Annotated in this window: 17 protein-coding genes and 1 pseudogene; 3 read left to right on the top strand and 15 right to left on the bottom strand. The window is 70.4% G+C overall.

Annotated features, from left to right (window positions below):
- Positions 1-28: 28 nt before the first annotated feature.
- The 12 genes from dprA to rpsP all read right to left on the bottom strand — a co-directional run bounded on the left by dprA (position 29) and on the right by rpsP (position 8,278).
- Positions 29-1,267, bottom strand: coding sequence for a DNA-processing protein DprA (dprA, locus tag SOM11_RS12005; protein ID WP_320478156.1), 1,239 nt, complete (start codon positions 1,265-1,267; stop codon positions 29-31).
- Entirely contained in the window at positions 1,264-2,805 is a 1,542-nt protein-coding gene (locus SOM11_RS12000; protein WP_320478155.1) for a YifB family Mg chelatase-like AAA ATPase, read from the bottom strand. Before SOM11_RS12000 ends, dprA begins: the two co-directional genes overlap by 4 nt.
- Positions 2,802-3,164, bottom strand: a complete 363-nt coding sequence (locus SOM11_RS11995; protein WP_192058314.1) for a YraN family protein — start codon at positions 3,162-3,164, stop codon at positions 2,802-2,804. Before SOM11_RS11995 ends, SOM11_RS12000 begins: the two co-directional genes overlap by 4 nt.
- A 115-nt stretch (positions 3,165-3,279) precedes the next feature.
- Positions 3,280-3,603: a DUF2469 family protein gene (locus SOM11_RS11990; RefSeq protein WP_055796429.1), complete on the bottom strand. Its 324-nt coding sequence runs from the start codon at positions 3,601-3,603 to the stop codon at positions 3,280-3,282.
- Positions 3,604-3,661: 58 nt separating this feature from the next.
- Complete coding sequence (locus SOM11_RS11985; RefSeq protein ID WP_320478154.1) at positions 3,662-4,297, bottom strand: ribonuclease HII; 636 nt, start codon at positions 4,295-4,297, stop codon at positions 3,662-3,664.
- Complete coding sequence (gene lepB, locus SOM11_RS11980) at positions 4,297-5,058, bottom strand: signal peptidase I (protein ID WP_192058318.1); 762 nt, start codon at positions 5,056-5,058, stop codon at positions 4,297-4,299. The genes SOM11_RS11985 and lepB overlap by 1 nt, the downstream gene beginning before the upstream one ends.
- Before the next feature lie 63 nt (positions 5,059-5,121).
- Positions 5,122-5,469: a 50S ribosomal protein L19 gene (gene rplS / locus SOM11_RS11975; protein WP_192058321.1), complete on the bottom strand. Its 348-nt coding sequence runs from the start codon at positions 5,467-5,469 to the stop codon at positions 5,122-5,124.
- Between the two features lie 171 nt (positions 5,470-5,640).
- A complete protein-coding gene (locus SOM11_RS11970; protein ID WP_320478153.1) occupies positions 5,641-6,264 on the bottom strand; it encodes a hypothetical protein in 624 nt (207 codons plus the stop codon).
- A gap of 80 nt (positions 6,265-6,344) precedes the next feature.
- A complete protein-coding gene (gene trmD / locus SOM11_RS11965; RefSeq protein WP_320478152.1) occupies positions 6,345-7,037 on the bottom strand; it encodes a tRNA (guanosine(37)-N1)-methyltransferase TrmD in 693 nt (230 codons plus the stop codon).
- A gap of 2 nt (positions 7,038-7,039) precedes the next feature.
- Complete coding sequence (rimM, locus tag SOM11_RS11960; protein ID WP_192058327.1) at positions 7,040-7,618, bottom strand: ribosome maturation factor RimM; 579 nt, start codon at positions 7,616-7,618, stop codon at positions 7,040-7,042.
- Between the two features lie 3 nt (positions 7,619-7,621).
- Positions 7,622-7,858, bottom strand: a complete 237-nt coding sequence (locus SOM11_RS11955; RefSeq protein ID WP_192058329.1) for an RNA-binding protein — start codon at positions 7,856-7,858, stop codon at positions 7,622-7,624.
- A gap of 3 nt (positions 7,859-7,861) precedes the next feature.
- A complete protein-coding gene (gene rpsP, locus SOM11_RS11950) occupies positions 7,862-8,278 on the bottom strand; it encodes a 30S ribosomal protein S16 (protein WP_192058332.1) in 417 nt (138 codons plus the stop codon).
- 301 nt (positions 8,279-8,579) lie between these two features.
- Between rpsP and SOM11_RS11945 the strand changes: the two genes are divergently transcribed.
- A complete protein-coding gene (locus tag SOM11_RS11945) occupies positions 8,580-9,725 on the top strand; it encodes a glutamate--cysteine ligase (protein ID WP_243214622.1) in 1,146 nt (381 codons plus the stop codon).
- A 127-nt stretch (positions 9,726-9,852) separates the two neighbouring features.
- Here the strand turns inward: SOM11_RS11945 and ffh are convergent, their stop codons facing one another.
- Positions 9,853-11,415: a signal recognition particle protein gene (gene ffh, locus SOM11_RS11940; RefSeq protein ID WP_192058336.1), complete on the bottom strand. Its 1,563-nt coding sequence runs from the start codon at positions 11,413-11,415 to the stop codon at positions 9,853-9,855.
- A 71-nt stretch (positions 11,416-11,486) separates the two neighbouring features.
- Positions 11,487-12,356 (bottom strand): signal recognition particle-docking protein FtsY, encoded by an 870-nt coding sequence (ftsY, locus tag SOM11_RS11935; RefSeq protein ID WP_055796393.1) that lies wholly within the window; start codon positions 12,354-12,356, stop codon positions 11,487-11,489.
- 208 nt (positions 12,357-12,564) lie between these two features.
- Here ftsY and SOM11_RS11930 point away from each other — a divergent pair, with 208 nt between their 5' ends.
- Together SOM11_RS11930 and SOM11_RS11925 are read left to right on the top strand one after the other, a co-directional pair.
- The gene (locus tag SOM11_RS11930) at positions 12,565-13,593 is read left to right on the top strand and encodes a TerC family protein (RefSeq protein ID WP_192058338.1); all 1,029 of its coding nucleotides are present in this window, start codon (positions 12,565-12,567) and stop codon (positions 13,591-13,593) included.
- A gap of 66 nt (positions 13,594-13,659) precedes the next feature.
- Positions 13,660-14,241, top strand: coding sequence for a histidine phosphatase family protein (locus SOM11_RS11925; protein WP_192058340.1), 582 nt, complete (start codon positions 13,660-13,662; stop codon positions 14,239-14,241).
- A 143-nt stretch (positions 14,242-14,384) separates the two neighbouring features.
- Here SOM11_RS11925 and SOM11_RS11920 read toward each other — a convergent pair.
- Positions 14,385-16,595 (bottom strand): annotated as a pseudogene (locus SOM11_RS11920) (AAA family ATPase); the annotation flags it as partial.
- Positions 16,596-16,745: the final 150 nt, after the last annotated feature.

The raw sequence follows: 16,745 nt of genomic DNA, 5'->3' as shown, positions 1-16,745 counted from the left end.
CAGCGGCGGCCCCGCGCCCAGCCCTCGCTCACCCCGGGCGCCGTCGCCGCCACCCTCCCGCCTCACGCTCCACGAGACCGTCGAGCTCGAGCTCGGCGAGGACCTCGCGTGCGCGATACGTCGACAAGCCGCTCGCGACCGCGACCTCGTCGGTGCCGCGATCGACGCGGGTGCTCAAGGCGTCACGGACGCGGAGTCGCTCGGGGTGCTCGCGTGGATCGGGGGCGGCACCCGTCGGAACGGCGCGCCCGGGCACGAGCTCGAGGACGTCGTCGACGGAGGTGATGCAGGCGCCGAGCCCCGAGCGGATCAGCGCGTGGCACCCCACCGACGACGGCGAGGTGATCGGACCGGGCACGGCCCCCACCGGCCGTCCGATGGCCTGGGCGTGTGCGGCGGTGTTCAGCGCCCCAGACCGCCGACCGGCCTCGACCACGACGGACACGGCCGACAGCGTCGCGATCAGCCTGTTCCGCTGCAGGAACCGCCATTTGCTCGGCGTGCTGCCGCAGGGCGACTCGGAGACGAGGAGCCCCTTCTCGACCACCGACCTCAGCAGCGTGTCGTGGCCGCTCGGATAGAAGCGGTCCACTCCCCCGGCCATGACGGCGACGGTGGGCCCCTCCGACACCAGCGCCGCGCGGTGCGCCATCCCGTCGATGCCGTACGCGCCACCGGAGACGATCGTGAAGCCCCGGTCGCAGAGCGCGCTGCTGAGATCGGCCGCGACCTGCTCGCCGTAGGCGGTCGACGCCCGACACCCCACGACGGCGATCGTCGACGCCACGGTCGGCAGGTCGGCCGAGCCTCGGAGCCAGAGCGCGGCCGGCGCATGGTCGCCCAGATCGTCGAGCACCACGGGCCATTCGTCGTCGCCGGGGACGACGAGTCGCAGCCCGATGGCCGTCGCCGCCCGGAACGACGACCGGATGCGGACGTCGTCGGTGCGCGGTTCCCACCGCGACAGCGCCCGGGCGATCCGCCGATCGGAGATCTCCTCCGGGTCGACTCCGGCCTGCCGAAGCGCCTGCCCGAGCAAGGACGGATCGCCTTCGGAGACGCGTCGGTCGACCGACTCGAGGACGACACGCAGGGCGACGGCCGCCCCGAGGACGCGGCGAGCGAGACCTCCCACGGCATCGCCCGGCTCGACGACTGCCGACCATGCGCCGAGGGCGAAGGCCTCCACCGCCCGTGCGCCGTCACGGCGGAGAGGCCCCACGACGGCGGCGAGATCCGAGCTCGAGGCCGTCAGCAGCTCGTTCACGACGATCTCCGGAGCGCGAGGGCGCCCAGCACGTGCGACCGTTCGGGCCGGTCGACGCCGTCGAGGTCGGCGAGGGTCCACGACACGCGGAGCACCCGGTCGTAGCCGCGCATGGTGAGCGCCCCGGTCTCGAGGGCGTGGTCGGCGGGCAGACTCACGGCGACCGGCAGGCGGTTGTCGCGCTCGCGCAGCCAGACGCCGGGCACCTCGGAGTTCAGCCGCCACGGGGTCGACGCGAGACGGTCGGCCGTCCGCGCCCGCGCCTCCTCGACTCGTCGCCTCGCGTCGGCCGTCGACGGTCGGACGGACTGCTCGGACAGTCGGAAGGCCGCCGAGCCGATCCGGGCGACCCTCAGCTGGAGATCGATGCGATCCACGAGAGGACCGGACAGCTTCGCCAGATACCTGCGACGGTGATGCGGCGAGCACTCGCAGCGGCCGTCTCGTGCTCCGTACTGCCCGCACGGGCAGGGATTGGCCGCCGCGACCAGCTGGAACCGCGCGGGGAACCGCGCGACGGCTCGAGCACGGTGGATCACCGCCTCGCCCGACTCGAGCGGTTGACGCAGGCAGTCGAGCACCGTCCGCGAGAATTCGGGTGCCTCGTCGAGGAACAGCACGCCCCGTGTCGCACGGGAGGCGGCGCCTGGGCGGATGATGCCGCTGCCGCCCCCGATGAGGGACGCCGCGCTGCAGGTGTGGTGCGGGCTCTCGAAGGGGGGACGACGGTCGAGCGCGCCGTCGACGGGCCGTCCGGCCAGCGACCGCACACTGCCGACCTCGAGCGCGGCGTCGAGGTCGAGATCGGGCAGGATGCCGGGCAGCCGCGCCGCCAGCATCGTCTTGCCCGCCCCCGGCGGACCCACCATCAGGAGGTGGTGCCCACCGGCCGCCGCCACGATCAGCGCCTGCACCGCGTCGGAGTTGCCGACGACGTCGGCGAGGTCGGGTCGCGGGCCGTCGACGGCCGACGCGAGTCCGATCGGACGCGGTCGCACGATCGCCTCCACCGGCTCGGGGGTCAGATCGGCGCCGTGCCAGATGGCCGCCTCGCGGAGACTCGCCGCCGGCACGATGCGGATCCCCGGGACGAGCCCGGCCTCCGCGGCGTTGTCGCTCGGCACCATGACCGTCTCGGCCCCTGCCCGACGCGCCGCCAGCACCGCCGGCAGGACGCCGTCGACGGGTCGGAGTCTGCCGTCGAGACCGAGCTCACCGAGATGGACGATGCGACCGACCGACACCGCCGAGACGAGGTCGGCCGCAGCGAGGGCCGCCATCGCGATCGCCAGATCGAACGACGAGCCCTGTTTGGGCAGCGACGCCGGCGAGAGGTTGACCGTCAGCTTGCGGGTCGGCAGAGCGCAGCCCGTGTTCGTGGCGGCGGCCCGCACCCGGTCGCGCGCCTCGCCGAGCGACGTGTCGGGCAACCCGATGATCATGAAGGCCGGCAGCCCCTGCCCCATGTCCGCCTCGACCTCGACCAGAGCGCCCTCGAGCCCCAGCAGCGAGACCGCCCGCGTGCGACCGATGCTCATGCGCCCGCCCCACGCACGTGGTCGATGCGCTCGTGGCCCTGGCACCTCTCGATCGTGATGCCGACGACGTCGATCCGCAGGCCGCGGCCCCGCCCGGGATTCGCTCGCGTCCACGCCGCGGCCAACCGCCGGAGCCGTGCCAGCTTCGACGCCGTGACCGACTCGAGGGCGTGGCCGTAGCCCGTGCCCGACCGGGTCTTCACCTCGATCACCACCACGTCGTCGCCGTCGAGGGCCACGAGATCGATCTCGCCCTCGCGGCACCGCCAGTTCTTGTCGACGACGCGCATGCCCTGCGCCTCGACCCACTCGGCGGCCACGTCTTCGCCGCGCCGCCCCAGATCATCCTTCTTCGCCATGTCGGCCTCCTCGACGAGAAGCGTCGCGGAGGACAGCTCGGCTCAGGCGCCGTGCGGACCAGACTGTGGAGCGATGCGTGCCCCGGCTGACCGTGGAGGGATCAGCGGACGGGTCTCACTCGTCGAGCGCGAGCTCTTTCGGCAGCTCGAGATCGCGGGCCGTCAGCTCTTCGACGTTGACGTCTTTGAAGGTCAGCACACGCACCGACTTCACGAAGCGGTCGGACCGGTAGACGTCCCATACCCAGACGTCGGTCATGCTCAGCTCGAAGTAGAAGTCGTGCTCGGTGTCGCGGCGGACGAGTTCGACCTCGTTCGCCAGGTAGAACCGTCGCTCCGTCTCGACGACGTAGCGGAACTGCGACACCACGTCGCGGTACTCGCGGTACAGCGCGAGCTCGACCTCGCGGTCGTAGTCTTCGAACTCGTCTTCGTCCATCGAGAAGACATCCTACGCGGAGCGCGAGAAGGTGTCGGGCACGACGGACGCCCGAGCGTCAGTGCAGCCAGGTCAGGCGATGCAGGGGCGACGGCCCCAGCTCGGCCAGCGCGCCGAAGTGCGAAGACGACCCGTACCCCTTGTTGCCCGACCAGCCGTAACCGGGGTGCTGGACGTCGGCCTCGATCATCAGGCGGTCGCGTTCGACCTTCGCGATGACCGACGCGGCGGCCACGGAAGCGCAGTCCCGATCGGCCTTGATGCGCGTGGTGATGCGCGGCGGGGTCGCCAGCTGCGGCGAGAGGTAGTCGTGGTTGCCGTCGAGGACGACCACGGAGCGCATGATGCCCACCCCCTGGTGATGCAGCGCCGTGAGGGCACGCCGGCCCGCCAGGCCGAGTGCGGCGACGATGCCGATCTCGTCGACCTCGTGGGCCTCGGCGAACCCGACCGCGTGATGCGACACCCAGGCCGTCGCCACGGGGTAGAGCGCTTCGCGGCGCTTCTCGGAGAGCAGCTTCGAGTCGCGGAGGCCGGTCGGCATCTCGATGCACCCGACGGGCACGGCGCCCAGGCCGACGGCCACCGGCCCAGCGATCGCGCCCCGACCCACCTCGTCGCAGCCGATGACCCACTCCGCGCCGGCGGCGTGCAGCTCGCGCTCGACGTCGAGGGTCGGATCGACGACGACCATCAGTCGCCCTCGCCCTCGCGCTCGATGCCGCGGAACACCTCGGGGTGGTCGTCGAGCCACTGCCAGCGGGTGTACGGCCAGCTGACGACGAAGGCCCGCCCCACGACGTCGCTCATCGGGACGAAGCCCTCGCTCGGCGTCGAACCGTTGTAGCGGCTGTCTTTCGAGTTGTAGCGGTTGTCGCCCATCACCCAGAGCGAGTCGGCCGGCACCGTCACCGAGAAGTCGTCGCCCGATACCCGCGTCTCGCCGGGCGGGAGGAGGACGTACGGCTCGGTGAGCGGGACGCCGTTGACGGTCATCTGGCCGAAGTCGTTGCAGCAGGCGACGGTGTCGCCCGGCAGCCCGATGACGCGCTTGATGAGGTGGTCGTTGCTGTCTCGCGTGCCCAGACCGACCTGGGTGAGGAACCACGCGAGACCGTCGGCGACCGGATTGCCCGAACCCGTCGTGACCGGGGCGGTGCCGTCGAGCCAGCCACCCGGATCGGTGAACACCACGACGTCGCCGCGCTGGACGTCGACGACGTCGGGGACGAGCTCGTTGACGATGATGCGATCGTCGATCTGCAGCGTGTTCTCCATCGACCCGGAGGGGATGTAGAACGAGCGGATCAGGAACGTCTTGACCAGGAACGAGATCAGCAGCGCCGCGAGGAAGATCACGAGGATGTCGCGGAGGAACACGCCGAAGCCCCGAGGGCGGTCGTCGTCTCGCGTGGGTCGCAGACGGTGCCGATGTGAAGATGTCTTGTTTGTCATTTAACCGCCCGAGCTCCCCGCCATCGTATACGGCGGGGAGCTCGGGAGGGATCTAGGAGGCGATCAGCGGTCGCGCTTCTCCTTGATCTTGGCCTTCTTGCCGCGCAGCTCACGCAGGTAGTAGAGCTTGGCGCGACGGACATCGCCACGGCTGACGATCTCGATGTGGTCGATGACCGGCGAGTGGACGGGGAACGTGCGCTCGACACCGACCTGGAAGCTGACCTTGCGGACCGTGAAGGTCTCGCGGACGCCCTCGTTCTGCTTGCCGATGACGACACCCTGGAAGACCTGGACACGCGAGCGCGTGCCTTCGATGATGTTCACGTGCACCTTGACGGTGTCGCCGGCACGGAAGTCGGGGACGTCCGTACGGAGGCTGGCGGAGTCAACCGCGTCGAGGATGTGCATAGTCGTTCGCTCTCTGCAACCGCCACAGGTCGACTGCCGTTCGTGGTGGGAGACCACCGATTCGTGATGAAGAGGATGTGCGCTGAGATGGCAGACTCCCCTGTGGCAGAGTCGTGCGCAGGCACAAACATCAAGTGTGCCACAGGCCGGAGCCCAGCCGCTACCGCCGGGTCATGCGTCGGAGCGGCGAGCGTCGCCCTCGCCCCGGGGTTCGATGCGGATCACCGGGCCGTCGCCGCGGGCCGGACCGCTCATCCCGCCGGCGTCCGACGGGCGTCCACCGGCCGCCCCGGCCTGCGCGACCCCGAGACCGGCGACGCGGTCGAGGTCGGCCATCGACGCGGCCACCCGCTCACCGGTCTCGCGCAGCAGCTGCCAGACCCCGGAGGCGATGAGAGCGATCACCGACGCGATCGTGACGACGGCCGAGAGAGCGAAGAGCGCGGTCGACAGATCGAGACCGCCGCCCGCCACCGCGGTGAACGCCGACGCGGCCCGCGACCCTGCCGAGCTGTCGACCAGGAAGAACCCCAGCGCGAGCTGTGCGACCCAGGCGGTGCCGAGCAGACCGGCGTCGAGCCACGAGACGGCACGGCCGGTCCGCACGCTGCGCCGGGCCACGACGAGACCAGCGGCGACCACCTGACCCACGAAGAGCAGGGGCACCAGGAAGACCTGGCCGACGAACTGGAGCCCGAGAGGCACGCCGAAGAAGGCGCGACCGAACATGACCCAGAGGGGCAGGGCGAACACCAGAGGCCAGAGGAGGCGGAAGAGGACGCGGCGTGCCGTCATGCAGACAGAGTACGGAAGCAGGGTGGGGAACTCCTGCATCGCGTCGGCGGACGGACGCCCGCGAGTCGCTCCGACGTGCGTCAGTCGATCAGATCGGGGCGGACCCGTCGGGTCCGCTCGATCTGCTGCTCATGCCGCCAGGAGGCGATCGCCCCGTGGTTGCCGCTGAGGAGCACCGGAGGCACGTCGAGACCCCGCCACGACGACGGCTTCGTGTAGCTGGGGTACTCGAGGAGTCCGTTCTCGTGGCTCTCCTCCGTCAGGCTGGCGGGGTTGCCGACCATGCCCGGGACGAGACGGCCGATGGCCTCGATCATCGCGACGACGGCGACCTCGCCGCCGTTCAGCACGTAGTCGCCGAGACTGATCTCGCGGACGGTGACGCGGGTCGCCGCGTGGTCGACGACCCGCTGGTCGATGCCCTCGTAGCGACCGCACGTGAAGACGAGGTGCTGCTCGAGCGCCAGCTCTCTCGCCACCGCCTGCGTGAACGGGGTGCCCGCCGGGGAGGGGACGATCATGGTCGTCGTCTCGGGAGTGGAGTCGTCGCCGAAGACGTGGTCGAGCGCCTCGCCCCAGGGCTCGGGACGCATGACCATCCCGGCGCCCCCGCCGTAGGGGGTGTCGTCGACGGTGCGGTGCCGATCGTGCGCGAAATCGCGCAGATCGTGCACCGACACGTCGAGCAGCTTCTGCTGACGGGCCTTGCCGAGCAACGAGATGTCGAGCACCCCGAAGAACTCGGGGAAGATCGACACGATGTCGATGCGCACGGTCAGACCTCGTCGGTCGGCTGCGTGTCGCCGTCGGTGTCGACGAGTTCTTCGAAGAGCCCCGCAGGAGGCGTCACGACGACCACCCCGGCGTCGATGTCGACCGACGGCACCAGAGCGGAGACGAACGGCACGAGCACCTCGCCCGTCGGGGTGGCGACGGCCAGGAGGTCTTGGGCGGGGAGGTGGTCGATGCGGGCCACGGTGCCGACCTGGACGCCGTCGCGCTCGACCCGGAGACCGATCAGCTGGTGGTGGTACCAGGCGTCGTCTTCTTCGGGGAGCTGGGCGAGATCCTGGTCGACCCAGAGGATGGCCTTGACCAGCGACTCGGCGCCGGTGCGGTCGGCGACACCCTCGAAGAACCCGACAGGGTGGCCGTTGTACCAGCGCAGTTCGGCGAGGGTCAGGGTCTTGCCGTGCCATTCGCTGGTCTCGGGGACCTGGAGGGTGAACTCGGCACCCGGCACGAATCGCGTCTCAGGGGTGTCGGTGAACAGCTCGAGCTTGAGGGCGCCCTTCAAGCCGTGCGGCTTGGTCAGTCGCCCGACCCTCAGCTGGGTGGTCTCTTCGGTGCTCACGGCTCAGACGTCACCGTCGACGACGTCCACCCGGACGCGCTTGCCGTCGGCCAGAGCCGTGACGAGCGTGCGCAGAGCCTTCGCGGTGCGACCGGCGCGACCGATCACGCGACCGAGGTCGTCGGGATGCACGTGCACCTCGAGCACCTCGCCGCGAGGCGAGGTCGAGGCCACGACCTGCACCTCGCCCGGGTGATCGACGATCCCCCGGACGAGGTGTTCGAGTGCAGGTGCGAGCACTTACTACGCCTCGGTGGTCTCGGCGTCGTCGGCAGGGGCCTCGGCCGGAGCCTCGGCCTTGGCGGGCTTCTCCGACTTGGGGACGAGGACCGGCTTCTTCTTCTCGTCGGCGACGAAGGCCTCTTTCGGAGCCTTGGTCTTGACGGTGCTGACGGCGTCGGCGTCGCCCTGGAACTTGCCCCAGTCGCCCGTGAGCTTCAGCAGCGCGGCGACCTGCTCGGTCGGCTGTGCGCCGACACCGAGCCAGTACTGCGCGCGGTCCGACTCGACCTCGATGAACGAGGGCTCTTCGGTGGGGTGGTACTTGCCGATCTCCTCGATCACGCGACCGTCGCGCTTGGTGCGCGAGTCGGCGACGACGATGCGGTAGTAGGGGGCACGGATCTTGCCCATACGCTTGAGACGGATCTTGACAGCCACAATTCTCCTGTGTGATGTGATGTGGGCGAGTTGCTAGCCGTGAGCGTGGGGGCACACTCGGCTCGAAAGCTCTGATGGGGTCTGATCGGCCGCCTGATTAGAGGGTCGGGCGGACGGAGACTCGACCCACCATTGTTGCAGAAGAACGACGCGATCCACCAATTCTCGGTGATCGGGTTTCACGGCGAGTCCCTGCGTGACGGCGGAGCGCCTCCTGCGGTCTCCCGACCGGCTCGGCTGGCAGGATGGACGCCGCGCGCGACACCGGACGCCCGCGGCGGACCGACGGAGGGCCTCGAGCATGCGGATCGACTTCACGACCTCGGAGCGGTCGACGCTCGGCATCGAATGGGAGCTCGCCCTCGTCGACCGCGAGACCGGCGATCTGGCCCCGCACGCGCCCGCGATCCTCGCCGACCTCGAGCACCTGAACGACGGCGGCCCCGTGCGATTGACCCACGAGCTGCTGACCAACACCGTCGAGGTCGTGAGCGGGGTCCACCACCGGGTGCCCGACGCGGTCGACGACCTCCGGTCCACCATCGACGCCGTCCACCGCCCCGCCGAGACCCTGGGCGCCGACCTGCTGTGCGCCGGGACGCACCCCTTCGGCCGCTACTCCGACCAGGAGGTCACGCCCGGCAACGAGCGCTACGCGACCCTCATCGACCGGACCCGCTGGTGGGGACGCCAGATGATGATCTGGGGGGTGCACGTCCACGTCGGCATCGACTCCCGCGACAAGGCCCTGCCGATCCTGAACGGCCTCCTGACGTATCTCCCGCACTTCCAGGCGCTGACGGCGTCGAGCCCGTTCTGGGTCGGCGAGGAGACCGGGTACGCCTCGAACCGCGCCCTCATGTTCCAGCAGCTGCCGACCGCCGGGCTGCCCCCGCAGTTCGGCGCCTGGGCGAACTACGAGGAGATGGTCGCCGACATGACGCACACCGGCGTCATCGACCACCACAGCGAGCTCCGCTGGGACATCCGGCCGTCACCGAAGTGGGGCACCCTCGAGACGCGGGTCTTCGACGGCATCGCCACCTTCGAGGAGGTCGGCGCGGTCGCGGCGCTCGTCCAGTGCCTCGTCGACGACATGTCGCAGTCGCTCGACGACGGCGACGAACCGCCGCAGATGCAGCCGTGGTTCGTCCGTGAGAACAAGTGGCGGGCGGCCCGGTACGGGATGGACGCCATCGTCATCCAGAACTCGGACGGCGACGAGCGGCTCGTCACAGACGACCTCCGCGACCTCGTCGTGCGGCTCGAGCCCACGGCCGAACGGCTCGGCTGCCTGGCCGAGCTGCGGTCGCTCGACACGATCGTCGAGCACGGTGCGAGCTACCAGCGCCAGCTGTCGGTGTCGGCCCGCCACGGCGGCGACCTCCGCCCGGTCGTGTCGTCGTTGGTGCGCGAGCTCCGTGAGGGCGTCACCCCGCGGGTCTGAGCCGAGGAGGCGCGGTGCCGGTCGCCGAGGACGTCGCTCCAGCACGCGACTCCCCCGGTGCGATCGCACACGGTCGACCGAGCCGGCTGCGACCGAGCCGGCTGCGATCGGGCTGGCTGCAGCCGGGCTAGCTGCGGCCGAGCATCTTCTGCAGCGACGCGAGCTCTTCGGGGGTCGGCGCCTTGTCGCCCTTGCCGCCGCCGAGCCCGAAGCCCGAGCCGGCCGCACCGGGCGAGGCCGCGGGCTTGCCGGTGGCCAGAGCGGCGTTCTGAGCGGCGCGCTTGGCCGGGTTGCCCGCCTTCGAGCCCTTCTTCTTCGCCGCCGGCCGCTTGCCGGCGTACGAGGCGCCGGGGATCGGACCCATGCCGGGGACCTGGGGCACTCCGCCCTTGGCCACGGTCTTCATCATCTTCGACGCCTGCTCGAAGCGCTGCACGAGCTGGTTGACGTCGGTCACGGTCATGCCGCAGCCCTTGGCGATGCGCAGACGACGCGAACCGTTCAGCAGCTTCGGCAGCTGACGCTCTTGAGGGGTCATCGACTGGATGATCGCCTCGGTGCGGACGATCTCGCGCTCGTCGAAGTTCTCGAGCTGCTCGCGCATGCCCTTGGCACCCGGCAGCATGCCGAGCATGCCCTTGATCGACCCCATCTTGCGCAGCTGCTGCATCTGCTTGAGGAAGTCGTCGAGGGTGAACGAGTCGGTCGCGATCTTCTGCGCGACCGCCATCGCCTCGTCTTCGTCGAACGCCTGCTGAGCCTGCTCGATGAGCGAGAGGATGTCGCCGAGGTCGAGGATGCGGCTGGCCATGCGGTCGGGGTGGAACGGCTCGAAGTCGTCGAGCGACTCGCCGGTCGAGGCGAACATGATAGGCCGACCGGTGACGGACGCGACGCTCAGCGCCGCACCGCCGCGCGCGTCGCCGTCGAGCTTCGACAGCACGACGCCGGTGAAGTCGACCCCCTCCTGGAAGGCCTTCGCCGTCGCCACGGCGTCTTGACCGATCATCGCGTCGATGACGAAGAGCACCTCGTCGGGGTCGACGGCCTTCCGGATGTTCGCGGCCTGCTTCATCATGTCGGCGTCGACGCCGAGTCGACCGGCGGTGTCGACGATGACCGTGTCGTAGACCTTGTCGCGCGCGAACTTGATGGCCTGCTTGGCGACCTTCACGGGGTCGCCCACGCCGTTGCCCGGCTCGGGGGCGAAGACGGCGGCGCCGGCCTGCTCGCCGACCACCTGCAGCTGCTGCACCGCGTTGGGTCGCTGGAGGTCGGCCGCGACGAGCAGCGGCGTGTGACCGTCTTTGGCGAGCCACTTCGCCAGCTTGCCGGCGAGGGTCGTCTTGCCCGCGCCCTGGAGACCGGCGAGCATGATCACGGTGGGCGGGTTCTTCGCGAACTCGAGACGACGCTGCTTGCCGCCGAGGATCTCGACCAGCTCTTCGTTGACGATCTGCACGACCTGCTGGGCGGGGTTCAGCGCCTTGCTGACCTCGTCGCCCAGGGCGCGCTCGCGCACCGTCGTCGTGAACGCCTTGACGACCTCGAAGGCGACGTCGGCGTCGAGCAGTGCGCGCCGGATCTCCCGGACGGTGCTGTCGACGTCGGCAGGGCTGAGCTTGCCCTTGTTGCGGAGGTTCTTGAAGGTGTCCGCGAGGCGGTCGGAGAGCGTTCCAAATGTGGCCATGGTGACGACAGCTTAACCGACGCCGCGCCTCCTGCGATCGAGTCGCCCCGCCCGGGCGGGGCGGGCCGCGACTACGCGATGAGGTTCTGGACGAAGACGTGCGGGGTGAAGCCGGTCAGATCGCCGATGCCCTCGCCCTGACCGACCAGCTTGATGGGGATGCCGGTCTGCTCCTGCACGGCCAGGACGAACCCGCCGCGGGCCGAGCCGTCGAGCTTCGTCAGCACGAGACCGGTCACCCCCGCGTGCTCGATGAACGCCTGAGCCTGCGCGAGACCGTTCTGGCCGGTCGTCGCGTCGAGCACGAGCAGCACCTCGGCGATCTCGGTCTGCTTCTCGACGACGCGCTTGATCTTGCCGAGCTCGTCCATCAGGCCGGACTTCGTCTGCAGTCGCCCCGCGGTGTCGATCAGCACGATCTCGATGCCCTCGCGCATGGCCAGCTCGACCGTCTGGTAGGCCACCGAGGCAGGGTCCTGGCCGGGCTGCTGCGGGCGCACGATGCGCGCCCCGGCCCGGTCGGCCCAGGTCGCGACCTGCTCGACGGCCGCCGCACGGAAGGTGTCGGCCGCCCCGACGACCACCGACCGGTCGTAGTTGCGGAGGAACTTCGCGAACTTGCCGATCGTCGTCGTCTTGCCGACCCCGTTCACCCCGACCATCAGCACGACCGCCGGTCGGTTGCTCAGCTTGAGGGTGGAGTCGAGCTTCGACAGACGCTCTTCGAGCACCTCGCGGAGCATGCGCTTCAGGTCGGCCGGATCGGTCGTGCTGTAGCGCTGCACCTTCGCGCGGAGGTCGTCGACGACCTGCTCGGTGACGTCGGGGCCGAAGTCGGCCCCGATCAGGGCCTCCTCGAGGTCGTCCCAGGTGGTCTCGTCGATCGTCTTCTTCGCGAACATGCCACGGAGTGCACCGGAGAGGGACCAGGGGGAAGCCATGTGCGCCAGCTTATTCGGCCATCGGCGGACGTGCAGACCGTGCAGAGGCTGTAAGCTCGGCGAGTTGAAGGGGAGTACTCCCGCGCGGTGGCGTCGTCAATACGGAAGAGACCGATCTCGACCCGGTGCACCGGTTCGCAAGCGTTCGAGAGGACGCCCCGCGAGTGGAGGAGACCTTCGGTACCCGCTGCGTACTGGAGGTACGAACATGGACGTCCATTTCATCACCTGGGCGATCACCATCGCCGGCATCATCGGCCTGCTCTTCTTCGACTTCTTCAGTCACGTGCGGACCCCCCACGAGCCGACCATCAAGGAGTCGGCCATCTGGTCGGGTGTCTACATCGGCATCGCGATCCTGTTCGGCGTCGGCGTCGGCGTCTTCTCGAACTGGACCTTCGGCGGCGAGTACTTCGCCGGCTACGTCACCGAGAAGGCCCTCTCGGTCGACAACCTCTTCGTCTTCCTGATCATCATGACGAGCTTCGCCGTGCCGCGGATCTACCAGCAGAAGGTCCTGCTCGTCGGCATCGCGATCGCCCTGCTCTCGCGAGGTCTCTTCATCGCCGCCGGCGTCGTCATCATCGAGAACTTCTCGTGGGTCTTCTACCTGTTCGGTCTGCTGCTCTTCTGGCTCGCCTACAGCCAGGTGCGCGGCGGTCACGACGACAAGGACGAGGCCGACAGCAAGCTGATCCGCACGCTCCGCCGCATCATCCCCACCTCGAAGGACTACGACGGTCAGAAGCTGACCACGAAGGTCGACGGCAAGCGTCTCTTCACCCCGCTCTTCCTGGTGATGGTCGCCATCGGCCTGACCGACGTGCTCTTCGCGCTCGACTCCATCCCGGCCATCTTCGGTCTGACACAAGAGGCGTACATCGTCTTCACGGCGAACGCCTTCTCGCTGCTGGGGCTCCGTCAGCTGTACTTCCTGATCTCGGGTCTGCTCGAGCGCCTCGTCTACCTCGCTCAGGGGCTCGCGGTCATCCTCGCGTTCATCGGCGTCAAGCTGCTGTTCCACGCCCTGCACGTCAACGAGGTGCCGTTCATCAACGGCGGCGAGCCGATCGACTGGATCCCCGAGATCCCCATCTGGTTCTCGCTCGGCTTCATCCTGCTGACGATCGCCGTCGCCACGGTGCTGAGCCTCGCGAAGACGCGACGTGACGCCCGCACGGCGGCGGCCTCGGCCGACCGTCCCGGCGTCGCGAGCAGCACCGACGACGACCACTAGCCCCACCCGTCGTGCGGTCGCGCCCCGCGACCGCACGACACGGATCCACAGGAACGGAACTCCCCCATGCGCCTCGAACTCATCCGCCACGGTCAGACCGACTGGAACCTCAACGACAAGCTGCAGGGTTCGTCGGACATCCCGCTGAACGAGACCGGACGAGGGCAGGCGCACGAGGCGGCGCGGCTGCTCGCCGGCGTCGAGTGGAGCGCCATCGTGTCGTCGCCGCTCGGTCGTGCTCGAGAGACCGCCCGCATCATCGCCTCCGAGCTGGGCATCGAGCTCGGCGACGCGTACGACGAGCTGATCGAACGCGACTACGCGTCTCACGAGGGCCGCACCCCCGAGTCGCCCATCCCCGACGAGCCCAACGCCGACTACCCCGACATCGAGCCCCGCGAGTCGGTCGCCCGCCGCGGCATCGGCGCCCTCGAGACGATCCGCGACACGCGCCTCCCGCTCGACGGCGACGACGCCCACATCGTCGTCGTCTGCCACGGGACGATCATCCGCTTCGTGCTGTCCGAGATCCTCGGCCGCGAGGTCGGGCACATCGAGAACGCGGCCGCGAACACGGTCGAGTGGGATGGCACCGCCTGGCACGTGCTGAGCATCAACGGCGGGGTCGTCGACACCGACATCGACTGACGACGCCGAGTCGAGAGCACGAGCCGAGGAGGCGCGATCAGGTCGGTCGCGCCTCCTCGGCTGGTCGATGCGACCCGTCGGAGGCCGCCTGAGGCCCGGAGCGCCCCGGATGCGTCATGTCGATGCGGGCAGCCACCGGACCGTCACGAGCCGGCCGAGCGCTCCGCCACGACGCGCTGACCGACGACGGCGCTGACGCCGTCCTGCCGCATCGAGACGCCGTAGAGGGCGTCCGCGATCTCCATCGTGCGCTTCTGGTGAGTGATGACGATGAGCTGGCTGTTCTCGCGGAGGTCCTCGAAGATGGCGAGCAGACGGCCTAGGTTCGCGTCGTCGAGGGCCGCCTCGACCTCGTCCATGATGTAGAACGGGCTCGGTCGGGCCTTGAAGATGGCGATCAGCAGGGCGACCGCGGCCAGCGACCGCTCGCCGCCCGAGAGCAGCGACAGACGCTCGATCTTCTTGCCGGCGGGTCGCACCGTCACCTCGATGCCCGTCGCGAGGAGGTCCTCGGGGTCGGTGAGCTGCAGCGACCCCGTGCCTCCCGGGAACAGGATCGGGAACACCCGGTCGAAGGCCGCCTGCGTGTCGGCGAAGGCGCTGCCGAAGATCGTCTGCATCGTCGAGTCGATGTCGTCGATGATCGTGAGGAGATCGGCGCGGGTGCGGGTGAGATCGGTCAGCTGCTCGGACAGGAACGCGTGCCGCTGCTCGAGCGCCGCGAACTCCTCGAGGGCCAGGGGGTTGACGCGACCGAGTCGGGCGAGCTTCTTCTCGGCCTTCGCCAGCCGCGCCTCCTGCTCGGCACGGTCGAACGGGCTGCCCTCGAACCCGGGCCCGTCGTCGACGCCGCCGCCCGAGGGCGCAGCGTCGCCGGGAGCCGCGTCGGCGGGCGCCTCGTCGGCGCGAGCCGCCTCGGCCGGCACGGGCACGTCGGGGCCGTACTCGGCGATCAGGACGTCCTCGACGAGGCCGAGCCCCGAGGCTGCTCGGTCGAGCAGCCCCGACAGGTGCAGGCGCTTCTCGTGCAGCTCCATCTCGAGGCCGTGCACGCTCTCGGTGACGGCATCGAGACGCTCTCGGACCGACCGGGCGTCGCGACGGAGGGCGGCGAGCTCGTCGTTGCGGCCGGCGCGGGCGCGTTCGGCCTCGGCCAGCTCGCGACGCGCCTCGTCGAGCGACCGGGCCACGGCGTCGACGGTCGGCGGCAGCGCGGTGAGCACCGACGAGGTCGACGCCATCTGACGCTGACGGATCACCGTGCGGCGCGCCTGCCGTTCGGCCGCCTCGCGCTGCTCGTCGAGCTGCCGCTGCAGCGTGACCGCGCGAGCGGCCTCGGCCCGCACGCGCTCGCGCACCGTCTCGAGCACGACGCGTCGTTCGAGCTCGGCGGCACGGGCGGCCTCGACCTCGTCGAGGAGACCCTGGCGGGCCGAGACGTCGAGCAGCGGTCGGGGCCTCGCGCGGTGCACCTCGTCGGCGGCGGCCGCCTCGTCGACGATCACGGCCGCCTCGTCGGCGGACCGGCTCGCGACGACCAGTGCCGACCGCAGGCGCTCGACCTCGGCCTCGGCGGCGTCGACCCTGGCGCGCAGACGACCGAGACGCTGCTCGTGGTCGACGACCCGCGCCTCCTGCGCCTTCGCCTGCGCAGCCGACGCGGCGGCCAGCGCGCGCGCCTCGACGAGTCGGCGCCTCGCCTCGTCGTGCTCGGGCGCGAGGTCGGCGAGCGTCGCCTCGACGGCGGTGAGCCGCTCGGCCGCGGCGTCGCGCTCGGCGACCAGTTCGAGCCGGGATCGCTCGGCGCCCGAACCGCCCCGCAGCACGTAGTCGGTGAGCACCTCGCCCGACCGCGTGATGACGGTCGCCGGCACGGGGTGCGCGGCGAGGGCCGCTCGGGTCGCCCGGGCGACGTCGAGGTCGTCGGCGACGACGGTGCTCGCCAGCAGACCGAGGACACCAGGAGGCGCGGTGACGACCGAGACGGCGCTCACGGCCCCCGGCGGCAGGTCCACCTCGAGCGTGGTCAGACGGCGTTCGGGCTCGGCGACGACGACCTCGACCCGGCCGAGCTCGCCGACGGTCGCGTGCTCGATGGCGTCGAAGGCCGACGCCGAGTCGTCGGCCAGGACGGAGTCGACCACGCTGCCGAGGGCCGCGGCGACGGCCGCCTCGAACCCGGGGCGCACCTGCACGTGATCGGCCACCCGGCCACGCACGCCCGGTCGCCCGGCCGCCAGGAGCGCGCTCGACCCGTCGGCGCGGTCGAGCGCCAACGACAGGGCCCCGCGCCGGGCGGCCAGGGCGTCGCGCTCGCGCTCGGCCGCGTGCAGGCGGTCGCGGAGCTCGTCGACGCGCTCGCCCAGGGCCGCCCCCTCCCCCTGGGCGGGCCGCCGGGCGGGAGGAGGACGTACGGCTCGGTGAGCGGTACGCCGTTGACGGTCATCTGGCCGAAGTCGTTGCAGCAGGCGACGGTGTCGCCCGGCAGCCCGATGACGCGCTTG

Origin of the sequence: Frigoribacterium sp. CFBP9029, from assembly GCF_034045305.1 — a bacterium.
Classification (GTDB): domain Bacteria; phylum Actinomycetota; class Actinomycetes; order Actinomycetales; family Microbacteriaceae; genus Frigoribacterium.
This window is presented reverse-complemented; position numbering and strand designations above follow the sequence as displayed.